Here is a 26,274-nt window from a genome sequence, read left to right as displayed (position 1 = left end):
GCCGGTTACCTCGGCGTCAGCCGGATGACGGTGAGCCGCGCGGTCAAGCGCGACGAGAAGGCTGCCGTTACATGTGAGACCTGACACCTGACCCCTTTGACCCCTGACCCCTTCTTCGGCAGCATCAGCAGTCGCCCGTACACGCGGGCATCATCGTCTGCAACTTCAATTCGGATTTCCGCGCCCAAGCCGAGCGCATCCACCACGCGACAGCAGCCGAAGGCGACTTGACGGGCAAGCTCCTCCGCGTTAATCGGTCTCGGTAACGCCAGGGACAGGCTCGACGAATCCGGTGCGTGCAACCTTCGCCCGGATGGGCGAGGACGCGGCGCTCGGAATCGACCTGCGAAATTCGCCGCTTAAGGGGTTCAACTGCTCTTTACCAGGGTCAATGGTAACCCCACCCCCGTGACCCGCCCCAGTGACCCCACGCCTGACCCCGAGTTTCGAGGAGGTTTCTGTGTCTACCAGATCAATTGTCAGGCTGCTGTGCCTGATCGTGGCCGGTGTCTTGGTGGCCCTCTCCGCCGCCCCGGCGCTCGCGAAGGACTGGTTCCTGCATCCCTATGGCGAGCTGCGCGCTTATCACGGCGACTGGCTGGCTGTCTGCGAAGAGGGCGGGGAAGGCGCCTGCCGTGCCGTGCAGATCCTGCTTGAGCCGGGGGAAACCCGCGTCGGCCCTGCGCGGCTGGCGCTGGAGCGCAAGGACGCGGGGCATTTCGATGTGGTGTTCCACCACCAGGCCTTGTTCGCCGGCGTGCGCGGTCCCCTCGTGCTCGACATCGACGGTGAGGCGCTGACGCTGTCGCCCGGACAATGGGCGCCGGGAGAGCCGGGGAGGCCGAACGTGATCGCGGCGTTCCACATCGCCGATGTGGAGCTGGCCAAGGATCTCGTGGCGCGTATGAAGGCAGGCGCGCGCCTTACGCTGCGCCACGATGCGGGCGAGGCGCAATTCTCGCTGCGCGGCGTGACCGCAGCGCTTGCCGCGATCGAAGCCCAGGCGGCGAGCCGCAATTGATACGACATGACCTGCGGTATTCAGCGCCTGTCCGAGAGACCACTGTCAAAAACCTGACAGTCGCGGCAGAGAGGGGATAGAGGGTCAGGCGGGGAAACCACGGGTCAAAAACCACGGGGTCAAGTCTCACATGTAACATCAAAGAAACCCCAGGGTTAGGTCTCACCTGTAACCTCATTAAGCGCCGCGGCCTCCCACTCGGCGCTTGAGCGCCCGACTGACCTTCGTGCGGCTGACGCCGAAGTGCTCGGCGATGGCCCGCATGCTGGTGGGTGCCCGTGCGATAGGCCTGGGGCGCGCGCGTTCGCGGTCGGCGTCGCCCAAAAAGATCCTGCGCCGTTCGTTTCTAAGCTTCGCCACGTGATACGGCGCACCGGCAGATCCCAGCCGCAGCGGTCTTGCCGTCGTGGGCCTCTCCACATCGGCGCCGCCTCAGCGCTCCGCGCGATACAGCGGAGCGGGGCACTGGCGCGCCGGAGGTCGAGCACGAAGCGGCTGGAGGCCGCAGCGATGGAGCGGCATCAGGGTGCCCCTGCACTCTGGCGCGCTGTGCGGCGGCGATGTTGACGAGTGCATCGAGGAAGAAGCGGGAGATGCGTCCGAACGGCGCATGCCCAGTCTGCGGCGGAACCAGGACCGGCCCTCAAGTACCTGACGGCGCTCAGACCCGCAGGCATAGGCAGCGCATCCGGTCAGGCCGCGGCCCGATGCGGCTGCTCGTTGAAGCGGGCTACGGTGGCGTCGTTGAGCATGCGCTGTGCGCACTCGGCGCAGCGGCCGCAGCAGGTGGCCACCTTGAGCTTGCTCTGGAGGCATTCCAAAGAGTAGGCCCCTTCGTCACAGGCGGTGCGGATCTGGCCGTCCGTTACCTTGTTGCAGACACAAACGTACATGGCGGTTTGACCGATGTTTGGTTGACGACACTCACAACATAAGCGGAAAGAGAATGATTCGCAATACCGTTCTGCTGATCTCGATCAACGGACGGAGAAACAGTGGCTTGCAGCGAGGCGCATCGATCACTGTCCCCCAGGCCCGGTGGCGCCGTCTGCCAGAGTCTTGTTTAGCCGCGTTGCCCTTGATTTGCTGCGTTGCCCTTGATTTGCTGCGTTGCCCTTGATTTGCTGCGTTGCAGCAGCATGTCCCGTGCCAAGGGGGTGTCAGCCATCGGGACCTGTCCGGTGGCTGCCGGCTGAAACTCCCCAACCTCCCGCCAACGACCACCCCACCGGAGAACCGCGCTGTGCAAGGCGACAATCCGATCCTGCAAGCACTGAACGGCTGTCTCAAAGATCAGCTGACGGCCATCAACCAGCTCTTTCTGCATGCGCGAATGTCCAAGAACTGGGGCCTGCACGCACTCGACGACTACGAATACCAGCGCTCGATCAAGGCCATGAAGCTGGCCGACGAGCTGATCGAGCGCATCCTGTTCCTGGAAGGCCTGCCGAACCTCCAGGATCTGGGCAAGCTCCTGATCGGCGAGGACGTGCCGGAGCTGCTGGGTGGCGACCTCACCATGCTCACCACCATGCGCGGCAATCTCCAGGACGCCGTCAAGCTCTGTGAGGAGCACAAGGACTACGTGAGCCGTGATGAGCTCACCGAGATCCTCGAAGAGGTCGAGGAGCACATCGACTGGATCGAGTCCCAGCAGTGGCTCATCGACAACGCCGGACTGGAGAACTACCTCCAGTCCATGATGGAGGCATGATCATGCAAGGCAGTTCAGAAGTCCTCGCGCACCTTCAGAGCCTGCTCAACTGCGAGCTCGCCGCCCGCGACCAGTACATGGGCCACGCCCGCAAGTTCCGCGACTGGGGGCTGTTCAAGCTTGCCGAGCACCTGGAGCATGAGCAACAGGAAGAGGCGGAGCATGCCGACAAGCTCATCGAGCGCATGCTGTTCCTGGAGGCGGAGCCGGACTACAACCAGCAGGATAAGGTCAACATCGGCAACGACGTCGAGGGGATGCTGAAGCTGGACCTCGACGTGGAGTACCGCGTCGCCGCCGCGCTGAAGGACGCCATTGCCACCTGTGAGTCGGTGCAGGACTACGACACCCGCGACATCCTGATCCAGCTGCTCGACGACACCGAGATGGATCACGCCTGGTGGCTGGAGCAGCAGCTGCGCCGCATCCAGCTTATGGGCATCCAGAATTACATCCAGGCGCAGATGGGTGAAGATAGGCAGGGGGCTGCAGCGGCCTAGCTGAGCGTCTCGCTGATCATGTCAGCGTTGGCGCCCAGGGTGACCCTGAAGCCATTGGAGTTTTGAAGCTACGAAACACACGAAAGACGCGACAAGAGCCGATTTTGCGGCCCGCTCTGGCGTTTTCGCGTTTTTTGCGTGGTTCGTAGTGTCTCTTCCAGAGGCTCCCGGGCTACGTGCCCGTCTGACACAACTGTCGCGACGTTGCGTAAGGAGCTTTGGCCGTGGCGCCGCCTGCAGCCACAGGGCCACTCAGACCTTGCGCAGCAGATCCAGCCGGTGCGGCTTCACGAAGTGCGCACCGGTGGGTGTCATATGCGCCTCGAAGGCGGTGCGGATCTCCGCCCGGCGTGTCGCATCCAGATTCAGCTCGGTATGGGTAACATCAAGGAAGCGACCGGCGAAGCTGGCCCAGTCCGGATAGGTGCCCGGCACCTCGATGAAGACTTCGGCCTCGCTGCGGAAGCGCCCGGCGTCCACGGCGCGCCGGAGTGCCTCGAAGGCCGCCTGGCGCACGCTCTGCTCGTCGTGGATCAGCGACATCAGCGTGTTGAACGCGCCCCAATAGACGGGCTCGGAGAACAGCGCCGCGCCACCGGCCTTGAGCACCCGATGGATTTCCGCCAGGGCCCGGTCCATCGTGTCCACCGGCACGTGGTGCAGGGACTTGAACATGCACACGGCGTCGAAGCTCGCGTCCGTTGCTGCGATGGCCTCTGCGCCGCCGAGCACGAAGCGCACCTGGGGCAGGTCCGTGATGGCCAGGTTCTTGTCGTGCTGGATCCGGTCCACCTCGGTGGCGACCACCTCGGCGGCGCCCAGGCGCTCCACGAGCGCGCGCGTCGTGTGGGCCGCACCACAGCCGAGCTCCAGCACCCGGGCGCCGCGCAGGTCCAGCAGCTCCGCGACGGCGTCGATCTCGGTGGCGGTGCGGTAGCGATGCGGCGCGTTCAGCTGCATGGTGATCAGGGCTGGCTTGCTCGGGATGGGGCGTCTTGCGTCTCGCGCCAGCGACCCTGGCGCGTGTCGGCAGCGGGCGGTCGGCCGGTGTCTTGGGCCGCTCAGCGCTGCACGGTGCCGATCCGCCCCTCCACCGATTCGATCTTGCCCGTCATCCGCCCCGCCTTGCCACTGCGGATGTCGAGCTTGATGGCCGAGTAGACCCGCCGGCAGCCCAGGCCGTCCAGCACCGCCGCCGCCCGCTCCACCAGGGCCATTGCCTCTGCCACCGTGTCGGTCTCGACGACGGTGCCCATGGGGGTCAGCCGATACTCGACCCCCGACTCCCGCACCATGCGGATCACCTCGCTGACCTGGGCGCTGACGCTCTCACCCTGGTCGGTGGGGAAGATGCTGAATTCCATCAGAACAGACATTGGGCAGCCTCGACGCGGTGGTGTTGCGCTGACCCCCCCCCGGTGGCGCGGCCGGGAGCGGCGCACTTGCGGCGCCTGCTCAGAGCGGCAGCAGACTCATCAGAAACAACAGGATCAGCGCCCCGATGCCGACCCAGTCGAACAGGCGCCGCCAGCGCTGGTGCTTGTGGTGCAGGCGCTCGGTGGCGTCGGCCAGGGCCGGGCTTGCCGCCAGGGCGGGGGCGAGATAGGTGCGGTGGTGCTGGAGCTCGATGGCGTCCAGCGCCGCCGCCGCCTCCACCATGTCCGCGCGATAGGCACGTCGGTTCAGGTCCAGGAGGCGGGTTCGCAGATCGGCATGGAAGTGCATCATCGCCGCATCCAGGTCCCAGAAGAAGGCGACGATGCCGGCGTTGTCCGGTGCGCCTGGGGCGACGGCGGCCTCGCGCAGGCAGATGGCGTCGGGTGTGTCGCCGCAGGGTGTGATGTAGAGGTAGCCGGCGCGCATGCGCGTGCGCCACGCCAGTGGGCGGGCTTGCCGATTGGACATCCCCGCATGATGGCGTGTCGAGGCCGCCGGATCAACGCGTTGCGGAGTCAAGCTCGGCAGACGCCGGCTTTGCTCGGTGAGGACTGGGTGCGACGCACCCAGTCCGGATCGGCTTCTTCGGGCTGCGGCCCTGACTCAGGCCGCCGTCCTGGCCTCGCATTCCCAGTTGGCGATGCGGATCAGCTCCATCACGCCACGTGCCAGCGGCAGTGGCTCTTTGGGGGCGTAGCCCTTGCCCCTGGACCAGGCCGCTTCGGCCTCCTCCGCGACATTGTGGAAGCCCTGACGGCAGAGCTCCCAAACGGCTTTGTCTTGATATGTCGTCATGATACGGCCCCTGATCGTTGATGCCTGCCGGGTGTGCGGTGTTGCACAAGTGAGACACGTGGAGCACCCCGGGGGCACTACTGGAAAACCGTTAGACGGACCCTCAACTATCGCCAATCAGGCCCTTGCTGATGCGATTTCCTGGTGCGGAGCTGCTTTGTTTTCAACGCCCTGCGGGCGCTGAAGCCGCCAGGTTCTCGCTCAGTTCGTGCCCGGGGCCCAGGCCCAGCACCCTTTGATGCTGTGCCGCGGCCTTGGCGATGCGTCGCGTGCAGGCCACGCCCTTCGCTCTTAACCACAGCATAGTTCACCGAGGTGAGTGCACAATTGGCGAATACCATGTGCAGCCTTGGCGCTGACCCCGCAGAAGGCCGCAATTCCGCCACCCGGGGCCGATTCCCGCTGCCCCCTCATGCCACAAGCTGTCCAGTGGACGTTGAATCTCGCGACCGGAAACAATAACTTCCGCGCACCATGGTTATCGGAGCAGCAACCCAAGTGAATTCCTCAGCCGTTCCGCCGGGGCTCGTGCCCTGGGGCGTCGTCCTCGTCGGCGCCGCCTTCGCATTCGCATCGTCCATCGTGCCGCACTTCGAGTCCGCGCACCGGCTGCTGGCGCTGCCCTTCGGCGTCAGTGTGGCCCTGTACGGCCTTTATGGCGTGGTGGCGGCCCTGGTGCCGCAGTCCCTCGCTGACCGGCTGGGGCTGCGCATCCTTGGGCTGCACGTCGTCATGGGTGTGCTGCTGCGGGCCTCCGTGGACCCGCGGCTGGTGGAGGGCTGGCTGGCGCTGGTGCCGGCCCTGTTGATCGCCTACATGCTGGCGGACGTGTACCTGCGGCGCGGGCAGGAGCCGACATCGGCCGCACGCGGCGGCGGGCCGTCCTGAGGGCGCGGCGCCGTTGCCAAGCCGGAGTCGGCGGCGCGCACCTGTCGCCGGCCAAGCACAGCAGCAGTCAAAAGGGGGCGATGTGGAGCTTCTTCAGGGCAGTCGGCAGCAGTGTCCGTCGTGCGGTGAGCCCATCGAGCTTACGGTGGACCTGAGCTGCGGCGACCAGGCCTACGTGGAGGACTGCGCCGTCTGCTGCGCGCCCATGCAGGTGCGGGTACGGTTCACGCCGGACCCCGATGCACCGCCCGCGGTGGAGGTATGCCGCGAGAACGAGTAGCGGCGAGCTGGACGGTTATTGCGTTGTCGGCAGGGGTGTCCCGCCTCAGAAGCCACCGCCGGTCCGGAAGCCGCCGCCACCGCCACCAAAGCCACCGCCGGTCCGGAAGCCGCCGCCGCCGAAGCTGCCCCCCGAGCCACCCCCAAGGCCGCCCGATCGGGAACTGCCACCCCAACCCCCGCCCCAGGGGCTGCCGCGGCCGAAGCCGCCGGAGCCGAAGGTCGGATCGGTGCGCGGCGGGCGATAGCGGTACTGCTCCTCCAGCACCCGCATCAGGGCTTCGCGGTCCAGCGCGCCTTTGAGGAAGTTGGCCAGCATCAGGGCCACCAGGGCACCATCGCCGAAGCTGGCACCGGGGCGGTCCATGCGCTCGCGCTGCATGTCGCGCCGCAGCCGGGCCAGGTCTTCGAGCTTCTGCTGCTGCCGGGCGCGGCTCTGCTTGAGGTTCTCCATCAGAAACCGGGCCTTGCGCTGCTCGCGCTCCAGCTCCATCAGCGTCGCGACGATGCGGTCGTCTTCCGGGAAGGGGGTGCGGGCGGCGTCGCGCTCCAGGGTCGCGAGCTCTTCGCGCTCCAGCGCCGCGGCCAGCTGCTCCACCGCCCGCTGCGTGTACTCATCGTCGCCATTGGAGAAGGCGGCACGATGCTGCGTCTTGGCGGTGATGTCGGCGTCCGCCGCCTCGATGCGCGCCTCCACATCGTCGACTGCCTGCTGAGCGGCGTCGCGCTCGGCCTCCAGGCGCGGGATGCCGTCGGCTTCCCGCGCCGCCTCGTCAAGTGCCCGCAGCGCCGTCAGCTCGGCGTCCGCGTCGCTCCGGCGGGCGCTGGCATGCTCGCGCAGCCGCGTCGGGATCTCCGCCAGGCGCTGGTAGTTGAGCCGGGCGTCGGCATAGCCGATGAGCCGCGCCACCTTGCCGTCCAGCCAGCGAAAGAGCCCGCCGCCGCGGTACGCCGCGGTGCCGAAGCCGCGCTCCCAGAGGTACATGAACAGCGGGTCCTCGCGGTAAGCGGCGCCCTTGGACAGGGCCTCCTGCTCGCTCTCGGTGGCCTTGGCCTCGGCATGCTGGGCGATGCGATCCGCTTCCGTGGCCTGCTCGCGCTGGGCGCGATAGGCCGCATCCGCGTCGAGCTTGGCCTGGACGGCGGCCTCGGCGTTGTCCAGGTACTCGGCGGCGGTCTCCAGCTCCCTACGCAGGCGCTCGCGCTCCGCCTCCAGGGAGGCCTTGTGGGTGCTGGCCTGCTCAAGCTCGCGCACCACGGCGGCCGCTGCGGCGTCGCGCTGCCCCAGGATGTCCGCCGCGCGTCGCTCGGCGGCGTCCAGCTCGCCGGCGAGCTCGCCCCTGTCCAGCACGTCCACGTGCACCCGTGCCAGGGCCTTCAGCTGCTCGCCGCGGCGGCGCAGCAGCTCCTGGATCTGCTGCTGGAGCGCCTCCGCCTGGGCATCCAGGTCGGCAAGGGTGTCCTGCTGCGTGCGCGAGATCTGGGCCACCTGGGCCATGGCCTGCATACCGCTCATCATGGTCGGTGTGCCTCCCTACCAGTCCGTGATGGCGGCGCCTGTGGTGCGCAGCCGATAGTCCGGCGTCAGTCGGCCCGCGGGCTTGCGACCCACCAGGTCCGCCTGGATGATGCCGTCGTCGCGCTTGTCTGCGGCCACCGAGTCGAAGGTGGAGCGGTCCACGCGCAGGCCCCAGCTGTCCGTCAGCTCGGTGTCGCCCGTCTCCTCGCTGGTGATGGGCACGCGCAGGACCTCGCCGCGGGGGCCGATGGCCTCGACGATGAGATAGTAGTTGCGGCCGTCTGGGTTTGCCTCCGGCACGCGCCAGACGCCGCTGCGCTCCCCGGGGCGGTTCACCACGCGGATGCTGTAGTCCGCTTCCACCTGCCCGCGCAGGTCGGTGAGCGCCGTCAGGGCATCTTGGGCGGCGGCGGTGTCGCCATCGCGCAGGGCCTGCTCGCCGGCGGCCAGCAGCCGGTCGGCACGCTCATCCGCGGCGGGCTCTTCTGCCGCTTCCAGCACCGCCGCGTGCATGGCTTCCAAACGCTCGGGCAGGGCCGCCCGCGGCGCCACCACCAGCATCTGCCAGGCCACCAGCAGTAATGCCACGCCTGCCAGCGCACCCAGCACCCACTTGCCCCAGTCGCCGCGGCTCACGTACAGGTGCGCGAGCCGCGTGGCGAATGACTTGGGCGGTGGCTGGTAGACGAAGCGGTCTTCCTCGAGCGCACGCACGCCTGCATCCAGCACGGCGTCGCTCACCTCGATGCCCTGGGCTGCGTAGATGCGGCGCAGGCGCTCCTTGAGTGCCTGCTCGCGCGCACCGCTGTCGAGCTCGCGCTCCACCAGTCGCTCGCGGCGGCGCAGGGTGTCGACAACGTCCATGGCGAGCATGACGTCGTCCAGCGGCGGCTTGCCGGCATCCCCGGCCCCGGCGGACTCGGCGGCGGCGGTGCTCATGCGCCGGCGGCCAGCCCCTTGCCCTGCTCGGCGAGGCGGGCCATGCGCTGCTTGCCGTCCTCCACGGCGTCGCGGATCTCCTCGGCGTTGCGGGTGGAGGCCTTGCGCATCTGTTCGATGATCTCGCGGGAGTGGGTCTGGTAGCTCACCACGGAGTCCACCAGCTTCTTCACGGAATCGGCACGAATGGTGGGGCCGTAGCCCGCCTTGACGGCGGCCTCCTGCACCTTGCCGCCGATGTCGGCCAGCACCTCCAGGGACTGGCTCACGCCGTCCTTCATGGCATTCACCGTCGCCGTGGACTCGCCAAGGCCGAACATGCCGGTGAAGGACGCCGTCAGCGCGGTGAGCACCGTCTCGTTGGTGCTGAAGAAGCTCACCGCCTGCTGGTAGAGGCGCTCCTTGGCATTGGTGGTCTGGTGCAGGCGTGCCATCACCACCTCCGAGGTGTTGTAGGAGACGGTGATGTTGTCCGACAGGTCCTTGGCGATCTGGTAGCGCTTCTCCACGTCCTGGAGCTCGCGCACGCGCTCGTCACGGGTCATCTCCAGGCGGGCGCGCTCGGCGGCATCGTCGCCGGAGAAGCCCTCCACCGCCTGCATGGCACGGTTCACCTCGGCCTTGGCGGCATCGAGCTGGCCCTCGGCCTTTTTCAGCACTTCCAGCGCCAGCACCTCCGACTGCTTCATGGCGCCGCGGAAGTCCTGGTAGGCGTCCAGAATGCGCTGCTCGCGCTGCACCTGGTCGTTGGTGTCGGACGTGACGTCCAGGTAGGTGTCTTTGATCTTGTCGAAACGCGCGGCGATATCGCCGCGGGTCACCTTCATCCAGACGTTGGACAGCCGCTCGAAGGTGTCGAGCTTGCCGTCCTCCAGCTGGTCGACCATCTTCTTTGCATCGTCACGGATGCTGTTGAAGGCCTCGGTGATCTCCTCGTAACGGCTGCCGATCTGCATGGCCTGGACCTGCTCGCGCACCACCTCGTTGAAGGTGGATGACTGCGCCAGGGTGCGGGCGATGGCGGTGACACGGCTTGCGTCGAAGCCCGAGATCCGGTCCAGCAGGGCAATCATGGGATCATCGGCGCTGGACTGCTCCGTGGGCGCAAGGCCCAGGTCGTGGAGCGTGTTCATGGCCTTGTCGAGGTACTGCATCGGGCTCGCGGTGTCAGACATGCTTCAGTGTCCTCCTGGTGGGGTCCGTAATGCGGTCGATTGCGGCTGGGCGGCTGGGCGGCTGGGCGGCTGGGCGGCTGGGCGGCTGGGCGGCTGGGCGGCTGGGCGGCTGGGCCGGCGCTCGCCGGTGCCATGCGCCGCGCAGCCGGCCGCGGGCGGTGGCTTCCCGCGCGATTTATACGCTGTGCCGATGACGAACGGACCACAGGGCAGCCGAAAATCGCAACGGCAAGGGCGCATGTCGGGTCCGCACCGACACGGCGGCCGGCGCACCGGCCGCGTCGGGGGGGCTTCAGTCGCCGTAGAAGGCCTCTTCGACCTCGGCGGCGGGCACCTCCTGGTCCGCGTCCTGCTCGATGCGCACCAGCCGGGCAACCGGGCGCCCGTGCATGCTCAGGGTGATGGACTCCCCCTGCACCACGCGCTCGATGAGCTCTTCCAGGTGCGCGGCGGCATAGTCGGTGGTTACGGTCTGCATACTGTCTTCTCGTTGTCGTGCGCGTCTGCGTGACGCATTTCAGCCAGCGGGCCGCGCGCTGGTCGTCAACCGGCCCGTCCATGACTAAATGGGGCCGGGGTGGCACTTGAAACAGCCGCAGGGCGCGGCTGGTGGGCCTTTCGCCGGGGCGTGCGCAGTCGGTCGGTGGGTTTCTGCACAACCTCTCAGCGGCCCGCCGCGCGCTGCGCCAGCAGCCCGCGCAGGAGCGCCCGCGGCAGCCCCGGGCCACCATAGACCAGCCCGGTGTAGACCTGGATCAGGTCCGCCCCCGCGGCGAGCTTGGCGGCGGCGCTCGCGGCGTCCATCACCCCGCCGACGCCGATCAGCACCGGGTCGTCGCCCAGCGCCTGCCGCAGCGCGTGCAGCATGGCGTTGCTGCGGGCGAGCAGGGGCGCCCCCGACAGACCGCCGCTCATGCCCGTCGTGTCCATGCGCGCGGCGCTGAAGTCCACGGTGGTATTGCTGATGACGAGCCCGGCGCAGCCGCCCTCCAGTGCCGCGCGTGCGCAGGCCAGGGCGTCGGCGTCGCCCAGGTCCGGGGCCAGCTTCACCAGCAGCGGTCGCGGCCGGGTCAGGGCTTGGTTGGGGGTCTGGATGGCATCGACGAGGCCGCGGAGGTGATCCACCGTCTGCAGATCACGCAAACCGGGTGTGTTCGGACTGGAGACGTTCACCACCACGAAGTCCGCGAGCTCGCCCAGCCGCTCGAAGCTGCGGCGATAGTCGGCAGCCGCGTCCGCTGCGCCCGCGTCCCTGGATTTGCCGATATTGATGCCGAGCGGCACCTGCAGCGCGTCCTCCTGGCGCAGGCGCTCGATGCGCGTGGCCACCACGTCGGCACCGGCATTGGGAAAGCCCATGCGGTTGATGAGCGCGCCGTCCCCGGGCAGCCGGAAGACCCGCGGGCGCGGGTTGCCGGGCTGGCGCAGCGCGGTCACCGTGCCCACTTCCACGAAGCCGAAGCCGAGTGCCTGCCAGAAGGTGACGGCCTGGGCGTCCTTGTCGACGCCGGCGGCCACCCCCAGCGGGTTCGGGAAGTCGAGCCCCATGACCCGGGTGGCCAACGCCGGAGCGCGGGCCACGTCCGCGGTCGCTCCGCCCTGCCCGATCCGCTCCACCAGGCTGGGCGGCGACAGGGTCGCCACGAGCAGCCCGAGCTGATGGGCGCGCTCGGCGTCCAGCCGGAACAGCAGGGGCCGCAGCAGGCGCCAAAGCCCGACGGCGGGGGGCGGCGCGCTGAGGCGTGCGGCGCGGGGTGAAGGGTCCGGAGACGGGTTCAGAGCGCGGGACCGATGACAGGTGGAGGTATTTCCGGAAACTGTCGCACAGGGCGGCATGGCAGGTCCACCGGCTGACCCCGCCGGCGCAGGCCGGGCGCTGCGGCTCGGTGTGGCGGATGCCCGTCACTGGACAATCGGGGCTGGCGCCGGCGTCGATGCGGCCGGCTGGCGTTGGTGGCGGGCGTGGATCGGCCTCGGCTGGCGCAGACTGAGAGGGCTGTGCGCTGACCGCCGCACAGGACCTGCGCTGTACTGAGGCGGTTACGGCACAAGAGACACGGGTTCTTCAGCTCCGGCTCAAAGCCGCAGGCGCGTCACACCGCCGCTGGCGTCGAGCCAGTGCTCCAGCCGGCGGCGCAGCCGGCGCACCGGCGCCGGCAGGGGCTCCTGCGCCGGCAGCATGTCGCGCAGGGCTTCGAGCTCGCGGCGCGGCAGCTGGCGCAGCTCATCCAGGTCCAGCTCCAAGTCCACCACCAGCCCGGCAGCGACGGCGTTGTGCGGTGCTTTTGTCACGGCGGCCTCCCGGCGTGTCAAACGGCTGTTTCATGCCTTGGCTGAAGTATAGGATCTGCGTTGCCGAAGCGTGTGCGTCAGTTCGCACAAGCGTGTGGGAAATCGCGACGCTCCGGGTCGTCGCTGATGGACGGCGTGGCGCGCAAGCATTGCTTCAGGTCTGTGTCAGGCGCGGGCGGACGTGGCAGACTAGCCGGATCGGCATCGGCCGCGAGAGCGGCGGATGCCGGCCACTGCGGAGGTCACCACAAACCATGAGCGACAGCGTCAAGTTCCTGCTCGACGAAGAGCACCTGCCCACCCATTGGTACAACATCAACGCGGACCTGCCGGAGCCCATGGCGCCGGTGCTGCATCCCGGCACCAAGCAGCCGGTGACGCCGGACGACCTGGCGCCGATCTTTCCGCGCGCGGTCATCGAGCAGGAAATGTCCACCGAGCGCGAGGTGGAGATCCCCGGGCCAGTGCGTGACGTCTACCGCCAATGGCGTCCGTCGCCGCTGTTCCGGGCGCGCCGGCTGGAGCAGGCGCTGCAGACCCCCGCGCGGATCTACTACAAGTACGAGGGCGTCAGCCCCGCCGGCAGCCATAAGCCCAACACCGCCATCGCGCAGGCCTTCTACAACAAGGCCGAGGGCGTGAAGCGCATCACCACCGAGACCGGCGCCGGCCAATGGGGCTCGTCGCTGGCGCTGGCCGGCACCTTCTTCGACCTGGAGATCATCGTCTTCATGGTCCGCGTCAGCTTCGACGGCAAGCCTTACCGCCGTGCCTACATGGAGACCCTGGGTGCCCAGTGCATCGCGAGCCCGAGCGACCAGACCGCCTCCGGCCGCGCCATCCTCGCCGAGCATCCGGACAGCACCGGCAGCCTCGGCATCGCCATCAGTGAGGCGGTGGAAATGGCCGTGCAGCGCGACGACACCCGCTACGCGCTCGGCTCGGTGCTGAACCATGTGCTGCTGCACCAGACCGTCACCGGGCTGGAGTCGCTGGAGCAGCTCGCCATGGCGGACGACTATCCGGACCTGGTCATCGGCTGCACCGGCGGCGGCAGCAACTTCGCAGGCCTCGCCTTCCCGTTCCTGCGCGAGAAGTGGCAGCGCGGGCTGGACACCGAATTCATCGCCGTGGAGCCGTCCGCCTGCCCCACGCTCACCAAGGGCGCCTTCGCTTACGACTACGGCGACACGGCCCATCTGACGCCGCTGGTGAAGATGTACACCCTGGGCTCAGGCTTCGTGCCGCCGGGCTTCCACGCCGGGGGCCTGCGCTATCACGGCATGGCGCCGCAGATCAGCCACCTCGCCAAGCTCGGCCACATCGCCCCGCGCAGCTACAACCAGCTGGAATGCTTCGCGGCGGGTATCCAGTTCGCCAAGGCGGAAGGCATCCTGCCGGCGCCGGAAGCGAACCATGCCGTGAAGGCCGCCATCCACGAGGCCGAGAAGTGCCGCGAGTCCGGCGAGTCCAAGGCCATCCTGTTCAACCTCTGCGGTCACGGCCACTTCGACATGCAGGCTTATATCGACTACAACGCCGGTAAGCTCGAGGATCTGGTCTACGACGACAGCGAAGTCGCCATGGCCCTTGCCGGCCTGCCGTCCGGCTGCTGACGACGTCGCCCGCGGCGGCGCCCGCGGACGTGCGGCGCACCACCGACCGGAGGATGCACACATGATGGCTCTCCCCGCCTGCTCGACAGCACGGAGCCGCCGGCGGCAGACCCGCATGGCTGCGGCTGCCCACCCCGTCGCCCACGCCGTCATCGGCGTCGGCGCGACCCTGTTGATCGTCTGGCTGCTGCTCATGGCACTGCCGGTGGCAGCCCAGGACGGGTCCAGCGCTGACGGCGATGCCGGCAGCGCAGGCGCCGGGCGCGCCGCAACGGCAGAGCGCGAGCCCGCAGCAAAGGCGCGCATCGCCGAGCTGCAAGCGGAGCTCACGCAGGCCCGGCAGGCCCAGGCGCAGGCAGAGGCCCGGGTCGCGGAGCTTGAGACGACCCTGGCGCAGCAGGACGAGCGCCGGCAGGGCATCGCCCGCGAGCACACCGCCCAGCTCAGTGCCGCGGAGCTGCGGGCGCGCGAGCACAAGGAGCGGCTGCTGGACGCGGAGGCGCGCATCAAGGCGCTCGAAGGTCAGCTCGCCGAGCGCACTGCGCGCCTGGACGCGCTCGAAGACATGGCCGCCGCGCGGGAGGCGCTGAGCCAGCGCCTGGAGGCACTGCGCGCGCGCCTGCCCGCGCCTGAGGGCGGCAGCCTCACCGCCGCGCAGGCGCGGCACCGGGCCGAGGCCGACGCCCGCCGGCTGGCGGACCTGGTGGCGGACGCCCGCGGCATCGACAACCCCAGGCTCTGGGGCGAGGTGCGCAGCGCCGAGAACGCCCTGCACCACAGCCAGTTCCTGCTCGCCCGGGCGGACAATGCCCGCACCGTCTACCGCGTGCGCCCGGGCGACAGCCTGCGCCAGATCAGCCTGCTCTTCTACGGCACCGCCGAGCGCTGGAGCGACCTGTTCGAAGCCAACCGCCACGTGCTGGCGGACCCGACCCAGCTGCCGCCTGGTATGACCCTGGTGGTGCCCTGAGTGCCGCAACGACGCGGGCGAGCGAGACTCTCAGCACGCCCCGGAGCGGCGAGCGCGCGCCGGCAGAGGAGGGCACAGCCTTCGACCACGCGGTTCGGACAGCGCTGATCGGCGCTGTGTCAGAACAGGGTGTAGATGAAAGGGGCCACCGCCGAGCCCTGCGCCAGCACGATCAACGCGCCCAGCAAAAGGAGCACCACCAGAATGGGTGCGAGCCAGAACTTCTTGCGCTCACGCATGAAGCCCCAGAGATCCTTGAGCAAGTCCAGCACGGCTTCAGCCTCGTCTGGTCAGTAGGGTTTTTCCAGGGAGTCGGGGGGCAGCGGCCGGCTCGGCACGCGGAAGCTCCGGGCGCCCGGGTCCAGCCTGCGGCGCATGGGGTCGTGTCGGGCGAGGCGCATGACAAGGCCCATGGGCAGGAAGAGCACAAAGAACACGACCCCCAGCACCAACGGCGTCATGATGCGGCTCGCAAGCAGGCCGAAGCGCATCCAGCCGCGGTAGACGGGGCGCAGGCCGGCCGGCTTCACCAGCCCCCAAAGCGCGAGAACCGCGGCGATGATCCAGGGCCACAGGGGCCAGCCGAAGCCACCGAGCGCGGGCAGCAGCACCCCGAACAGGGCGGCGACGATGGCCGCGGTGGTGAGGGCGAAGTGGCGCAGGCCCCTGGCGTCCAGCTCGGGAATCTCGTGCATGGTCATGGGTGTCAGTCCAGCTCGAATGTCTGCTGCCAGGCGTCGTCCCGCGGCACCGCGGGCTGCTCGGACTTGAGCAGCAGGCAGTTCTCCAGCACCAGTGCGTCCATCTCCGTACGCATGAAGCAGCGGTAGGCATCCGCCGGCGTGGCGACGATGGGCTCGCCGCGCACGTTGAAGGAGGTGTTGACGACCATCGGGCAGCCGGTGCGCTCGGCGAAGGCCTCGATGAGCCGATGGAATCTGGGGTTCGTGTCCCGGTGGACGGTCTGCAGCCTGGCGGAGTAGTCCACGTGGGTGATGGCCGGCACCGTCGAGCGCGGCACCTTGAGCTTGTCGATGCCGAACAGCGCCTGCTGCGCGTCGCTCATATGCAGCCGGTGGGGTGCCGCCACCGGGGCCACCATGAGCATGTAGGGGCTCGGGCCCTGGTGCTCGAACCAATCGGATACCTGCTCGGCGAGGATCGCCGGTGCGAAGGGCCGAAAGGATTCCCGGTACTTGATCTTGAGGTTCATCACCGACTGCATCTCGGTGTTGCGCGGGTCACCGAGGATGGAGCGCCCGCCGAGCGCCCGCGGGCCGAATTCCATCGGCCCCTGGAGCCAGCCGATGACCTGCCCCTTGTCCAGCAGCTCGGCGAGCGCCGGCATCAGGGCGTCATCGTCCAGGCGACGGTAGGGGGCGCCCTGCTCGGTGAGAAAGGCTTCGATCTCGGCGTTGTCGTGGGACTGGCCCAGGTAGGCGCCGCGCATGCGGTCGCTTTGCGCCCCGGCGCCCTGGCGTGGCTGGTCCAGGTATTCGTGCCACACCGACAGCGCCGCGCCCAGCGCCCCGCCGGCGTCGCCCGCCGCCGGCTGCACCCAGATGCCCTTGAACGGCCCCTCGCGCTGGAGCCGCCCGTTGGCGACGCAGTTGAGCGCTACGCCGCCCGCAAGGCAGAGATGGTCCGCGTTGAGCTCGCGGTGCACCGTGCGCCCCAGCCGCAGCACCACCTCTTCGGTGACGGCCTGGATGGAGGCGGCCAGGTCCATCTCCCGCTGCGTGATTGGGGACTCGGGACTGCGCCGCGGGCCGCCGAACAGCTTGTCGAAGGCCCGGCTCGTCATGGTCAGGCCATTGGCGTAGTTGAAGTAGCGCATGTCCATGCGAAAGGTGCCGTCGTCCTTGAGCGCCAGCAGGTGCTCTAAGATCAGGTCCCGGTACCTGGGCTCGCCGTAGGGAGCGAGGCCCATCAGCTTGTACTCGCCGGAATTGACCTTGAAGCCGGTGTAGTAGGTGAACGCGGAGTACAGGAGCCCGAGCGAGTGCGGGAACTGGATCTCCCACTGCGGTGTGAGCCGGTTGCCCTCGCCCAGCCAGACCGACGTGGTCGCCCACTCGCCCACGCCGTCCATGCACAGCACCGCGGCGCGCTCGTAGGGGCTCGGAAAAAAAGCTGACGCCGCGTGGGACTGATGATGGCTCGCGAACTTGAGCGGCGCCAGCGCCTCCTTGGCCGGCGCGCCTGGCAGTGCGGCCAGCTCCCGGCGCAGCAGGTCCTTGAGGAAGAGCTTCTCGCCGAGCCAGATGGGCATGGCCTTCAGGAACGACGGCAGTCCCCGCGGCGCATAGGCGAGATAGGTCTCCAGCAGGCGCTCGAACTTAACCAGCGGCTTGTCGTAGAAGACCACATGGTCCAGGTCGCCGACGCCGATGCCGCCGAGATCCAGGCAGGTGAGGATGGCATCGGCCGGGAAGCGCGCGTCGTGCTTCTTGCGCGAAAAGCGCTCCTGTTGCGCGGCGGCGACGATCTCCCCATCGCGCACCAGGCAGGCGGCACTGTCGTGATAGTAGGCGGAGAGGCCGAGGATATGCGTGGGCATGTCCGAGTGGGAAACCGGCGTTGGACATGTGTGCCGAACGGCCGAGCATGGTACCTGATCCGGCTGGGCGCCGGGTGGACGCACGCGGCGGCCTGCGGCGACCGCGGCGCTGCGTGCGGCACGCAGCCGGCGCTGGCCTGCGCCGCCCTATTGGTAGAGCCGTGCCACCCGCTTCGCCCGGGTGATGCCCACGTAGACCAGCTTGCGCAGGCTCTCGTCCAGCGCGCGATCGACCACGATGGCCACGGCGTCGAATTCCAGTCCCTTGGCGCGGTGCAGGGTCATGGCGAAGATCTGCGCGTCCTTACGGCTCAGGCGCTCGCGGTGCTTGACGGTGGCGACCTTGTGACCCGCTTCCTGGATCTGCTTGACCAATTGGTCACGGAGCTTTCCGGTGCTCGCCATGACGCCGATTCTGGCGTCCTGGTTGTCTGTCAGGCACTGTGCGATGAAGTCCCGGAGACCGTCGCGGATCGACTCCATCGAGGCGCCCTCGATGCGGGCGGGCTTCGGGCCGTGCAGCAGTGAGCGGTAGCGGGTCAGCTCGTCGCTGCCGCCGTCGAGGTCGTCGATCTCCATGTCTTCCAGCAGTGCGATGGCCTCGCGGCGGATTTCTTCAGTGGTGCGGTAGTTGAGGTAGAGCTTCCTGGCGCGACCGCGGATGTCGATGCCGCAGCTGCCCATGGTGGCCTTGTTCTTGGCGTAGATGCGCTGGTGGCCGTCGCCGACGAACATCAGGTCGTTGGGGCCAGGCGGCACCAGGGCGCGGATGAGCTTCAGTGCCTGTGGGCCGAAGTCCTGGGTCTCGTCGACGACGGCGTGTGCGTAGGGCGGGGTCTCTTTGGCGAGGAGGGCGCAGGCGTCGCGGTAGGCGTCGTCGGGCTCCTTCAGGCCCCTGGCGCTCAGTTGCAGCCGATACTCCTCGAAGATCGCCCAGAGGGCGTCGCGCTTCTTGCGCGAGAGCAGGACGCCGCGGCCGCGGCGCGGCGCCTCGCGGTAGGCGTCGCGGGCGGTGAGACCCTGGGCCAGCACCACCTGCTCGAGCTCCTCGCGGACGAATTCCCGGGAGACCCCCAGCGTCGGGTCGAAGTCCGCCATCGCGTCTTCCCAGACGGGTGCGCACTTCGCCTCGAAGTCGAAGGCGATCTCATGCTCGTAGCGGCGCGCCTTGAGCAGGCGGAACACCAGCGCGTCCAGGTTGATCACGTCGATGTGCTGCATCTGCTCCGGCGAGCAGACGGACTTGAGCCCGTCCTCGATGTCCAGCGCCAGGTTGGTTGTGAAGGTGGTGAACAAGAGCTTCTTGTCCGTGCCCAGCAGCGCGCTGGCCAGGTGCCTGGCGCGATGCATGGCGAGCACGGTCTTGCCGGTGCCGGCACCCCCCAGGATGCGGCTCGGCCCGTTGACGTTGCGCGTCGCCAGCCGCCGCTGGGTCGGATGCAGGAAGACGCGCCATTGCTCCAGCGGCGCGGCGAGGATCTCCTGAAGGTCGTTCTCGCCTTCCACGACGTAGAAGCGTGACCGGCTCTCGTCGCGGTCCGCCGCGCTGGCGAAGTCTTCCGTGTCGATCTCCCGGTCCACGCGGGTTTCCCGCTCGGCCAGGATGCTCGACACCGGGTCGCCGGCGAGCACCAGGAACAGTCCCTCGTAGGCCTCCACCGGGAGCTCAGGCTGCATGCTGTCCAAGTCGCCCTCGGACCGAATGGTCCGGGCCGCCGGGACCATCTCCTCCGGCACGCCCAGCGCCATCAGGTCCCGGTCCGAAAGCTCGGCGAAGGCGGGCTCCGGCGCCGCCGGCGACGCGGCTGCCTTGCGCTGAATGGTCTCCTCGACGAAATTGACGTTGGTGAGGGTGAGCGCGCCATTGACGGGGTTGATACTCATCTTCCGCCTCACCGCCCAGGCGTAGGCGTCATCGTGCTTGTCAACGTGCAGCCAGACGAACACGTTGTCCCTGGGTGCCTTGAAGATGATGCCGCGGTACTCCTGTCCGATGCGCACGGAGCGGAAATGCTTGTCCCTGGCGCCCTGGATGGTCTCGTAGTTGATGCCGGGGCTGGTCGGGTCGGTCTGGAACTTGAGCATGAACTCCAGGCCCTTGGTCTGCACCGCGGCGGGCAGCGTGGTCATGCGCTTGATCACGTCGTTGCTGACGATGACCTTGATGTCTTGTTTCATGGTGTCTGGCCTGTTGACTCAAAAGAGGTCATTGGGCGTGGCGCCAAGGCCAACATGAATGGCTGCGACTGTTTCTGATCCGGGCCATGTCTGATTCGGATACCGGATGCGGGTGAAACGACGAAAGGCGCGAAACACGCGAAAGGGGGAGGAATGGCAACGTGGTGCGGCATTTTCGCGTCTTTCGCGTGTTTCGTAGTTGCTTCTGACTCGTCCGCCGTGTCGGGTCGCCAATGCACGCGTTTCAGTTGTTCTTGAAGCCTTCCTGAAGGGCGTGCTCGACCGCAAGCCACCAGTTCTCGGTTTCCGCAACGACGGCGAAGCCCGTGCCTTGCCAGCTCGCCGCGCATTCCATCTGGGCGGCCGTCAGAAAGACGACCCGGGCCTGTTCCCACAGCGCCTCGGCAACCCGGTAGTCGTCGTCGGTCTCGAGCTCGGCGCCGATGGCATCCGGCGCCGGCACGCCGGCATTGCTCAGGTACACGAAGCCCTGCTCGAGCCGCTCCAGGAACTCCGCGTCGTCGAGAACCCGGTGCCAATCGGCGCTGGCGGCAACAGGGGCCTGCGTGCGTGGCTGTGGCACAGACAGCGTCTCGCCCGCATCGAGCATGGACCGGGTGAGCAGCGCAACACCGGGCGTGGCCTGGAGCAGATTGGCGATGCGCAGCCACTGTCGCCACTCGGCGCGGCCGTGCTTCTCATCGGCGGCAATGGCCGGGTCGTTCAGCACCAGGGCCCCGGCAAGCGGGTGGTCCGACGCGCTCTTGCCGGTGAGGAACTTCGGCTCGGCCTTGCCGACCCATTGCACCCAGCAGCCATTCGCCTGTTTGTCCGGTCCGTGCAGGTGCACGGTCTGGCCCGCCGCGACGGCCCAGTCCGGCAGCGCGCTCAGCACCGCGGCGGCGCGGGCCTTGATCGCCTCGGTGACGGCGTTGGGTCGTCGCACGCTGCGCATCAGCAGGTGCCGCCCGGTCGCTTCCAGGTGTTCCAGGGGATCGGCGCCGGCGGCGTTCGCCTGAGCCAGCAGGCGCAGCAGCAGCGCGATGGCGTTGGAGGTCAGATCCTGCGCCGGAACCTGCGGCAGCTGCCCCGCCGGGATCTGCTGCCCGGACTCGGTCATCAGCACGGCCAGCGGGCTCTCCAGGTCGGTGCCGATGTACTGCTTGGTCGCCGCCTCGATGTCCTCGAAGGTCACGGACCAGACCCGGTGGTCGCCGCGCAGCATCAGCGTGGCGCGCTTGCGGGCATCGTCCGCCAGGGAATGTTTGTGATACTCCCAGCCGTCCACGAACACGGCGATGGGCCGCATCGGGCTCGCCGCCTTGGTGGCCGAGATCACAAAGTCCGGCCGGCACAGCTCCTGCCCCGACACGCCGTCCTCGATGGGCACCTGGGTGTCCACCCAATACTTGTTCGGGCCTGCCGTCAGCAGATAGGCCGTCTTGCCCGCCTTGATGTCCTGGGTGACCTGCACCGGCGGAAACCTGGACCCATCCGCGTCGAGCTCGCCGCCCAGCGCCTTCAGCGCCGGCAGGAAACGCCGCTCCAGCTCCGAGCCGAAGTCCGGGTTGATGTAGAGCTCGGAGAGGCTGTTGACCCGGCTGCGCTCGAAGTCGCCGTCCACCAGCGCTTTCAGCAGCTCCAGCGCCGTGGCGCGGGAGATATGCTTGCGGTTGCGGCCCTGGCGGTAGTGGAAGACACACTGATAACAGCCGTCCACGTCCTCCTCGAACTGGCAGGCACAGTCGCGGATCACCGCATGGGCCGCCGCCAGCACCTCCGTCAGGGCGTCGGCCTGGTCGGCCAACAGGTTGTGCAGGTAACCGGTGCCGCCGGGCACCGAGTCGTAGATCAGGATGTAGGTCTTGCCGGCGCCGTCCCCGCTGCCGGCCTCCGCCATGGTCTCGAAGCGCAGGTGGTCCACCTTGCCGCCGAAGCGCTTGCGCAGGCCCAGTTGCAGCGCGGACATGAAGGAGTAGGTGGTCCGCTCCCCGGCGCCGAAGCCCCGGGGCACCATGATGCGCAGGCACTCGGACTCGAACCGGCGATACAGGAAGAGCCGGTCCACCAGGTGCTCGCCGCCCGTGGCATGCCGATGCGGGCAATCGGGCGTGTGCACCTGGGGCCGCTCCTCGTCGTGGTTGCCGGCGGCCGCGGGCTGGACCATGCCGCAGCCCCGGCACAGCGAGAACCCCGCCTTCGGGCTGTCGTCGCCGGCGATGAGCGTCGTGTTGTCCATCGCCGCCACCGGCGTCGGCTGCCCCAGGTTGAAGTCGTGGAAGGTCGCCCTGGCGATGAGCTCGAAGCCATAGATCGCGTCGGTGGACGTAAGCGACCAGGCGATGCGGACATCGCCGCTGTCGAAGTTCATCAACAACCGGCGGTCGTAGTAGAGCGGGTTGCGCGCCTCGTCCGTCTCGGTGATCTGGGTCTTGTTCACCTTGCGGATGTTCGCCACCGCACGCTTCAGGCGCAGCACGGGCCGCACCTGGCTGCCGTCCGCCCAGTGGGTGTCGCCGCAGTGCGGGCAGGCTTGTGCCTGGCCCACCGGCTCGGTCAGCGGCGTGACGAAGTGGCAGGTGGGGCAGAAGCGGTGCGCCACGGGCGGCTCGACGCCCAAGTCGATCTGGTCGATCTGCACCTTGCTCTTGTGCGCGAAGAAGGTGTTGCGGGGCGCGAACTCCGCCAGCGCCGCGTGCGCCGGGCGGCTGTAGCGGTGCACCGGTACCGCGTATTCCTCGCCGGTCCTGCGGCTGCCGTGGATGATGGTGGTGAGCGCGACGCCCTCCTCCGGGAAGGCGTAGTTGGGCAGCAGCCCGGCGTTGGTCAGGGCCTCCAGCAGATATTCGTTGTTGAGCTGGCGGATGCGCTCGGTGAGTCCCGCGCGCTCCTTCTCCAGCAGGTCGATCTCGGCGAGCGTCTGCTCGTCCTCCGGGCGCCTGCGCAGCCGGCCGAGCTCGGCGTTGATGGCCTTGCGGCGCGCCTTCCAGGACTCGCGCTCGGCGTGGGTCTCCTCGAAGAAGGCCAGGAAGCCGGCACGCAGGCTCTTCTGCTGCTCCGTGCCGGTGATGAAGGCCTCGAGCTTGGTCCGCGTCTCGTCTTCCAGCGCATCGCCGAGCAGCCGGCAGAAGGCGTCGAACAGTGCGGGCTCGTGGCGGTTGAAGAAGTCCAGGAAGTCGAACGGGAAGCGCGTGCTGTCGCCGTCCCCCTTCGCCACCTGATCCAGCGGCTCGCTCAGCTTGTCCGGCAGGGTCGGGCCCTCCTCGGCGACCCAGTGGTCGAAGAAGAAGGCGTAGATCTGCCGGCGCAGCACCTCCGCCGCGTTCAGATAGACCGCCGGCGGCTCCACCTCGCCGTGCAGCATCTCCAGCGGATTCGCGAAGTGGTACTGGTCGTGCCCGTCCGGCGAGGCGTCGGCGATGGCGAAGACGGCCGCGTTGCCGTCCCGGCGCCCGGCGCGGCCGACGCGCTGGATGTAGTTGGCCTGGCTCGGCGGCACGCCGCCCAGCATGACGCTGGACAGCGCGCCGATGTCGATGCCCATCTCCAGCGTCGGGGTCGCGGAGAGCAGGTTCTCGTACCAGGGCTCGCAGGCGGCCTCCGGCGCCATGAAGCGGTCCTGCAGCGCCACGCGCTCGTCGCGCTCCAGCAGGCCGGTGTGCTCGTGGGCGATGACCCGATGGATGTCGCCCCGCTGCATCCGTGCATGCCACCAGCTGGTGGACTGCCCGGGCTCCGGGCGCAGGGTCTCCGCCGGGCTGTTCCAGGCCGGCAGCCCGGACAGGGCATCTGCCGCCTCCGCGGGCACCCACAGCGCCTGCGCGCCGGACGGCGTCACCAGCCGGCGCAGGTTCCGGTGGAGCTGCAACCGGCCGGGCTCCAGGCCGAACACCTGCGCCCGCCGCCCCTTGTGCTCCAGCAGCACGAAGCGCCCGAGCCCCACCTGCTCCAGGGCCTTCAGCAGCGCCTCGTAGGCCAGGGTGATGATGCCGGGCGAATGCAGCCGCAGCCCCAGGGCGAGCTGGGCCCAGCCCAGCAGCGGATTGCCGTCACGCTCCTCGAGGTGCAGAAAGCGTTGGCTGCCGGCATCGCAGGCGATGAAGCGTGGCTCGTCGGAGCGCGGGCGGTGCGGCAGCCAATGCTTGCGCTGGGGCGCGAACTGGAAGGCGTTGAAGTCCCCGGTCTCGGCGTAGCGCTCCAGCTCCAGGTGAAAGATGGCGCCGGCCCGGATCAGCGCCAGCAGGGTGCCGAGCGCCCAGAACAGCACCTGCTCCTCGCCCAGGTCTTCCAGCCCGCCACCGGCCTCGCGCAGCTCGGGCGTCAGGCTGTGCGACAGCGCCTGAAGGTCCGCGAGGTCGGGGAAGAGCGCGGCGATGCCGACCTTCGTGAGAGTCCGACCCCGATCAGAGCGGTGCGAAAACTCCTCCACCGCCCGCCACTGCATGCGTAGGCTCAGCATCTGCGGCAGGCGCGAGCCCGGCGGCAGCGCGCCGGTGTCCCGGAGCGTCCGCCAGTCCCTGAGCCATTCCATGCCGGGCGGGATGAACCGGGCGACGAAGTCCCGCGGCGACAGCGCGAGCGGGCTCGCCGGGTCCAGCCAGCAGCGGCCCAGCGCCTCCAGGGCCTCGTCCCACGGCAGCGCTGCCCCGTCCGCCGGCGGCAGCAGTGCCAGCGCCCGGGCGATGCCGGCGCGCATCAGGTGGGTCTCGGTCTTGGACTCGATGTAGCCGGCGCGGTGGGCGGCGTCCTGCACCGAGTCCGAGAACAGGATCAGCTTCTTGTGGTCGTTGAGCCGCGCCGACCAGAGCCGCTCCACGGTGTGGGCGGCGATGCTGGTGGTCTGGGCGCCGACGATCAGCTGGCCGCCGGTGGCCCCGCAGACCGGGCAGGTGTCGTCGTGAACGGTGACCTGCCGTCGGCTGCGCTGCGCGTTATCGTCCCCGCGCAGCTGGAGCGAGCGGGTTGCCGAGACCAGGTACACGGGCAGCACGTCCTGGCTCCGGCAGTGCGGGCACTGTTCGACATGCTCGCTGCCCAGATGCCCGCATTGACCGCAGAGCACCTGCCGCAGCATGGGCAACATGGGGCGTCCATCGATGTGCCCCTCGGCCTCCCGCCGCGGATAGATCCGGGCGATGAACGGGTCCGTCTGCCGCGCGAAGAAGGCTGGGTAGATCTTGTCCGGGCTGCTCACCACACGACTCTGCTGCGGCGGCTTCAGGGTCAGCCAGCCGGTGGCGTGGCAGTGGCGGCACTGCACCACCGGCAGCCGCAGCCGCTCGCGCCGGGCCAGCACCGCGGCCTCTGAGGCCAGCTCGATCTGCGCGGGGTCGCGGCTCACCGTCGCCAGTACCCGGCGCAGCTCCTGGAGCCAGAGCTGCACGCGCAGGGTCACCAGGTAGTTGAGCGCCTCCGCCGGCGTCTGCGCGTCCACCGTCTGGCCGGCGTAGGGCGCGCGCGCCCAGGCCACCAGGGTCAGCAGCGCCGCGATCAGCCTGTGTGCCTCCTGCTGCAGCCGGGCGCTCAGGGTAGGCTTCAGCTTGTCCGCGATCTCATCCACGGTCACCGGCGCCCGGGTGGCCGTGCGCAGCAGGGACTGGAACAGCAGGTGCTTCTTCAGCGCCGCGCCGAGCCGTATCCGTCCGGGGCCGGTATCCAGGCCGGCCGTCAGCTCCGCAAGCGTCGCCTGATCGCTGAAAAACGCGGGCAGGAACCGCGCGACGGCCTCCTGGGGCCGGTCGAAGGTCCGGTGCTCGATGGCCCGAAGCACCGTCGCGTCGTCCGGGATTAGGTGCTCGACGACAGCTCTCGGTCCGATGAAGGCGTCGAAGCCCTGCCGGCGCTCGGTGATCACCGAGCCCGTAGCGAAGTCGGTGGCGAACACCTGCCCCGCGTACTCCCGCAGCGGACCGGTGTCGCTCGCGTCGCCCAGGGTCGCGGAGGTGCCGATGCAGATGAGCCGCGCCGGATCAGCCTTGAGCCGATGGCGCAGCCGGCGGATCAGCATCGCCAGGTCCGTGCCCTGGGCGCCGTCGAAGGTGTGCAGCTCGTCCACCACCAGGAAGCGCAGCGTCTGCGGGGCGTTACAGCGCCACAGCCCCTGGTCCCGCGGCCGGATCAGCAGGAAGTCCAGCATCTTGTAGTTGGTGAGCAGGATGTCCGGCGGGTCGTCGCGCAGCACGTCCTTGTCGGTGATGATGTGGTCCGGCCCCATGGTCGGCGCGTCCGGCTCCGGCGCCTTGCCGGCTTTCCCCGGCTTGTACCTGCCCTTGCCCGAGCCGACGAAGAGCCCGGCGCGGATGCCGCGGAAGGCCCAATGCCGTCAACTTAGCTTCGAAAGCCCGGCAAAGCTCTGAAATTGTTACAATATCCGTGCAGTATCAACCAAGGG

The 26,274-nt window shown here is 68.7% G+C and carries 23 protein-coding genes; 7 read left to right on the top strand and 16 right to left on the bottom strand.

The genetic code is table 11. The features are described from left to right. Positions 1-460 precede the first annotated feature (460 nt). Positions 461-1,021 carry a hypothetical protein gene (locus tag QZ607_RS22860; RefSeq protein ID WP_295887740.1) on the top strand — a complete coding sequence of 187 codons (561 nt, stop codon included), beginning with the start codon at positions 461-463 and terminating at the stop codon, positions 1,019-1,021. Between the two features lie 692 nt (positions 1,022-1,713). Here the strand turns inward: QZ607_RS22860 and QZ607_RS22855 are convergent. After that, positions 1,714-1,914, bottom strand: a complete 201-nt coding sequence (locus tag QZ607_RS22855; RefSeq protein WP_295887736.1) for a (2Fe-2S)-binding protein — start codon at positions 1,912-1,914, stop codon at positions 1,714-1,716. A 350-nt stretch (positions 1,915-2,264) separates the two neighbouring features. On the opposite strand from QZ607_RS22855, the gene bfr (QZ607_RS22850) reads away from it, so the two are divergent. Both bfr (QZ607_RS22850) and bfr (QZ607_RS22845) read left to right on the top strand, forming a co-directional pair. Beyond that, a complete protein-coding gene (gene bfr, locus QZ607_RS22850; RefSeq protein ID WP_295887733.1) occupies positions 2,265-2,735 on the top strand; it encodes a bacterioferritin in 471 nt (156 codons plus the stop codon). A gap of 2 nt (positions 2,736-2,737) precedes the next feature. Further along, positions 2,738-3,235 (top strand): bacterioferritin, encoded by a 498-nt coding sequence (gene bfr / locus QZ607_RS22845; RefSeq protein WP_295887731.1) that lies wholly within the window; start codon positions 2,738-2,740, stop codon positions 3,233-3,235. Positions 3,236-3,487: 252 nt separating this feature from the next. Here bfr (QZ607_RS22845) and QZ607_RS22840 read toward each other — a convergent pair whose 3' ends face one another. From QZ607_RS22840 to QZ607_RS22825, 4 genes are all read right to left on the bottom strand, one after another. Next, positions 3,488-4,195, bottom strand: coding sequence for a class I SAM-dependent methyltransferase (locus QZ607_RS22840; RefSeq protein WP_295887728.1), 708 nt, complete (start codon positions 4,193-4,195; stop codon positions 3,488-3,490). A gap of 101 nt (positions 4,196-4,296) precedes the next feature. Then, on the bottom strand, positions 4,297-4,611 hold the full coding sequence (locus QZ607_RS22835) for an MTH1187 family thiamine-binding protein (protein WP_295887725.1): 315 nt from the start codon (positions 4,609-4,611) through the stop codon (positions 4,297-4,299). A 79-nt stretch (positions 4,612-4,690) separates the two neighbouring features. Continuing rightward, entirely contained in the window at positions 4,691-5,140 is a 450-nt protein-coding gene (locus QZ607_RS22830; RefSeq protein WP_295887722.1) for a hypothetical protein, read from the bottom strand. A 135-nt stretch (positions 5,141-5,275) separates the two neighbouring features. Beyond that, positions 5,276-5,467, bottom strand: coding sequence for a hypothetical protein (locus QZ607_RS22825; RefSeq protein WP_295887720.1), 192 nt, complete (start codon positions 5,465-5,467; stop codon positions 5,276-5,278). A 498-nt stretch (positions 5,468-5,965) separates the two neighbouring features. On the opposite strand from QZ607_RS22825, the gene QZ607_RS22820 reads away from it, so the two are divergent. Then, the gene (locus tag QZ607_RS22820; protein ID WP_295887718.1) at positions 5,966-6,355 is read left to right on the top strand and encodes a hypothetical protein; all 390 of its coding nucleotides are present in this window, start codon (positions 5,966-5,968) and stop codon (positions 6,353-6,355) included. A gap of 82 nt (positions 6,356-6,437) precedes the next feature. Then, a complete protein-coding gene (locus QZ607_RS22815) occupies positions 6,438-6,635 on the top strand; it encodes a CPXCG motif-containing cysteine-rich protein (RefSeq protein WP_295887715.1) in 198 nt (65 codons plus the stop codon). 45 nt (positions 6,636-6,680) lie between these two features. Here QZ607_RS22815 and QZ607_RS22810 read toward each other — a convergent pair whose 3' ends face one another. The 6 genes from QZ607_RS22810 to QZ607_RS22785 all read right to left on the bottom strand — a co-directional run bounded on the left by QZ607_RS22810 (position 6,681) and on the right by QZ607_RS22785 (position 12,559). After that, entirely contained in the window at positions 6,681-8,153 is a 1,473-nt protein-coding gene (locus QZ607_RS22810; protein ID WP_295887713.1) for a hypothetical protein, read from the bottom strand. A 15-nt stretch (positions 8,154-8,168) separates the two neighbouring features. Continuing rightward, the gene (locus QZ607_RS22805) at positions 8,169-9,092 is read right to left on the bottom strand and encodes a DUF6384 family protein (RefSeq protein ID WP_295887710.1); all 924 of its coding nucleotides are present in this window, start codon (positions 9,090-9,092) and stop codon (positions 8,169-8,171) included. Continuing rightward, positions 9,089-10,267 carry a cell surface protein gene (locus tag QZ607_RS22800; protein ID WP_295887707.1) on the bottom strand — a complete coding sequence of 393 codons (1,179 nt, stop codon included), beginning with the start codon at positions 10,265-10,267 and terminating at the stop codon, positions 9,089-9,091. Before QZ607_RS22800 ends, QZ607_RS22805 begins: the two co-directional genes overlap by 4 nt. Positions 10,268-10,559: 292 nt before the next feature. Then, a complete protein-coding gene (locus QZ607_RS22795; RefSeq protein WP_295887704.1) occupies positions 10,560-10,745 on the bottom strand; it encodes a type II toxin-antitoxin system Phd/YefM family antitoxin in 186 nt (61 codons plus the stop codon). A 185-nt stretch (positions 10,746-10,930) separates the two neighbouring features. Further along, on the bottom strand, positions 10,931-12,103 hold the full coding sequence (locus QZ607_RS22790) for a quinone-dependent dihydroorotate dehydrogenase (RefSeq protein ID WP_295887702.1): 1,173 nt from the start codon (positions 12,101-12,103) through the stop codon (positions 10,931-10,933). Between the two features lie 240 nt (positions 12,104-12,343). After that, on the bottom strand, positions 12,344-12,559 hold the full coding sequence (locus QZ607_RS22785; RefSeq protein ID WP_295887700.1) for a hypothetical protein: 216 nt from the start codon (positions 12,557-12,559) through the stop codon (positions 12,344-12,346). 254 nt (positions 12,560-12,813) lie between these two features. Between QZ607_RS22785 and QZ607_RS22780 the strand changes: the two genes are divergently transcribed. Together QZ607_RS22780 and QZ607_RS22775 are read left to right on the top strand one after the other, a co-directional pair. Further along, positions 12,814-14,175, top strand: coding sequence for a TrpB-like pyridoxal phosphate-dependent enzyme (locus QZ607_RS22780; RefSeq protein WP_295887698.1), 1,362 nt, complete (start codon positions 12,814-12,816; stop codon positions 14,173-14,175). 61 nt (positions 14,176-14,236) lie between these two features. Then, on the top strand, positions 14,237-15,145 hold the full coding sequence (locus tag QZ607_RS22775; RefSeq protein WP_295887693.1) for a LysM peptidoglycan-binding domain-containing protein: 909 nt from the start codon (positions 14,237-14,239) through the stop codon (positions 15,143-15,145). A gap of 119 nt (positions 15,146-15,264) precedes the next feature. Here QZ607_RS22775 and QZ607_RS22770 read toward each other — a convergent pair whose 3' ends face one another. From QZ607_RS22770 to QZ607_RS22750, 5 genes are all read right to left on the bottom strand, one after another. Then, positions 15,265-15,417 (bottom strand): DUF5989 family protein, encoded by a 153-nt coding sequence (locus QZ607_RS22770; RefSeq protein ID WP_295887689.1) that lies wholly within the window; start codon positions 15,415-15,417, stop codon positions 15,265-15,267. Between the two features lie 18 nt (positions 15,418-15,435). Beyond that, complete coding sequence (locus QZ607_RS22765) at positions 15,436-15,846, bottom strand: SxtJ family membrane protein (RefSeq protein WP_295887686.1); 411 nt, start codon at positions 15,844-15,846, stop codon at positions 15,436-15,438. A 5-nt stretch (positions 15,847-15,851) separates the two neighbouring features. Further along, a complete protein-coding gene (locus tag QZ607_RS22760; protein ID WP_295887682.1) occupies positions 15,852-17,705 on the bottom strand; it encodes a carbamoyltransferase in 1,854 nt (617 codons plus the stop codon). 147 nt (positions 17,706-17,852) lie between these two features. Then, positions 17,853-19,883, bottom strand: a complete 2,031-nt coding sequence (locus QZ607_RS22755; RefSeq protein WP_295887679.1) for a UvrD-helicase domain-containing protein — start codon at positions 19,881-19,883, stop codon at positions 17,853-17,855. A 244-nt stretch (positions 19,884-20,127) separates the two neighbouring features. Continuing rightward, entirely contained in the window at positions 20,128-26,097 is a 5,970-nt protein-coding gene (locus QZ607_RS22750) for a Zn-binding domain-containing protein (protein WP_295887676.1), read from the bottom strand. Positions 26,098-26,274: the final 177 nt, after the last annotated feature.

The organism is uncultured Thiohalocapsa sp. (assembly GCF_913063425.1).
In the GTDB taxonomy this organism is placed as follows: domain Bacteria; phylum Pseudomonadota; class Gammaproteobacteria; order Chromatiales; family Chromatiaceae; genus Thiohalocapsa.
The sequence above is the reverse complement of the archived record's forward strand: the minus strand, read 5'-3'. Positions and strand labels throughout refer to the sequence as shown.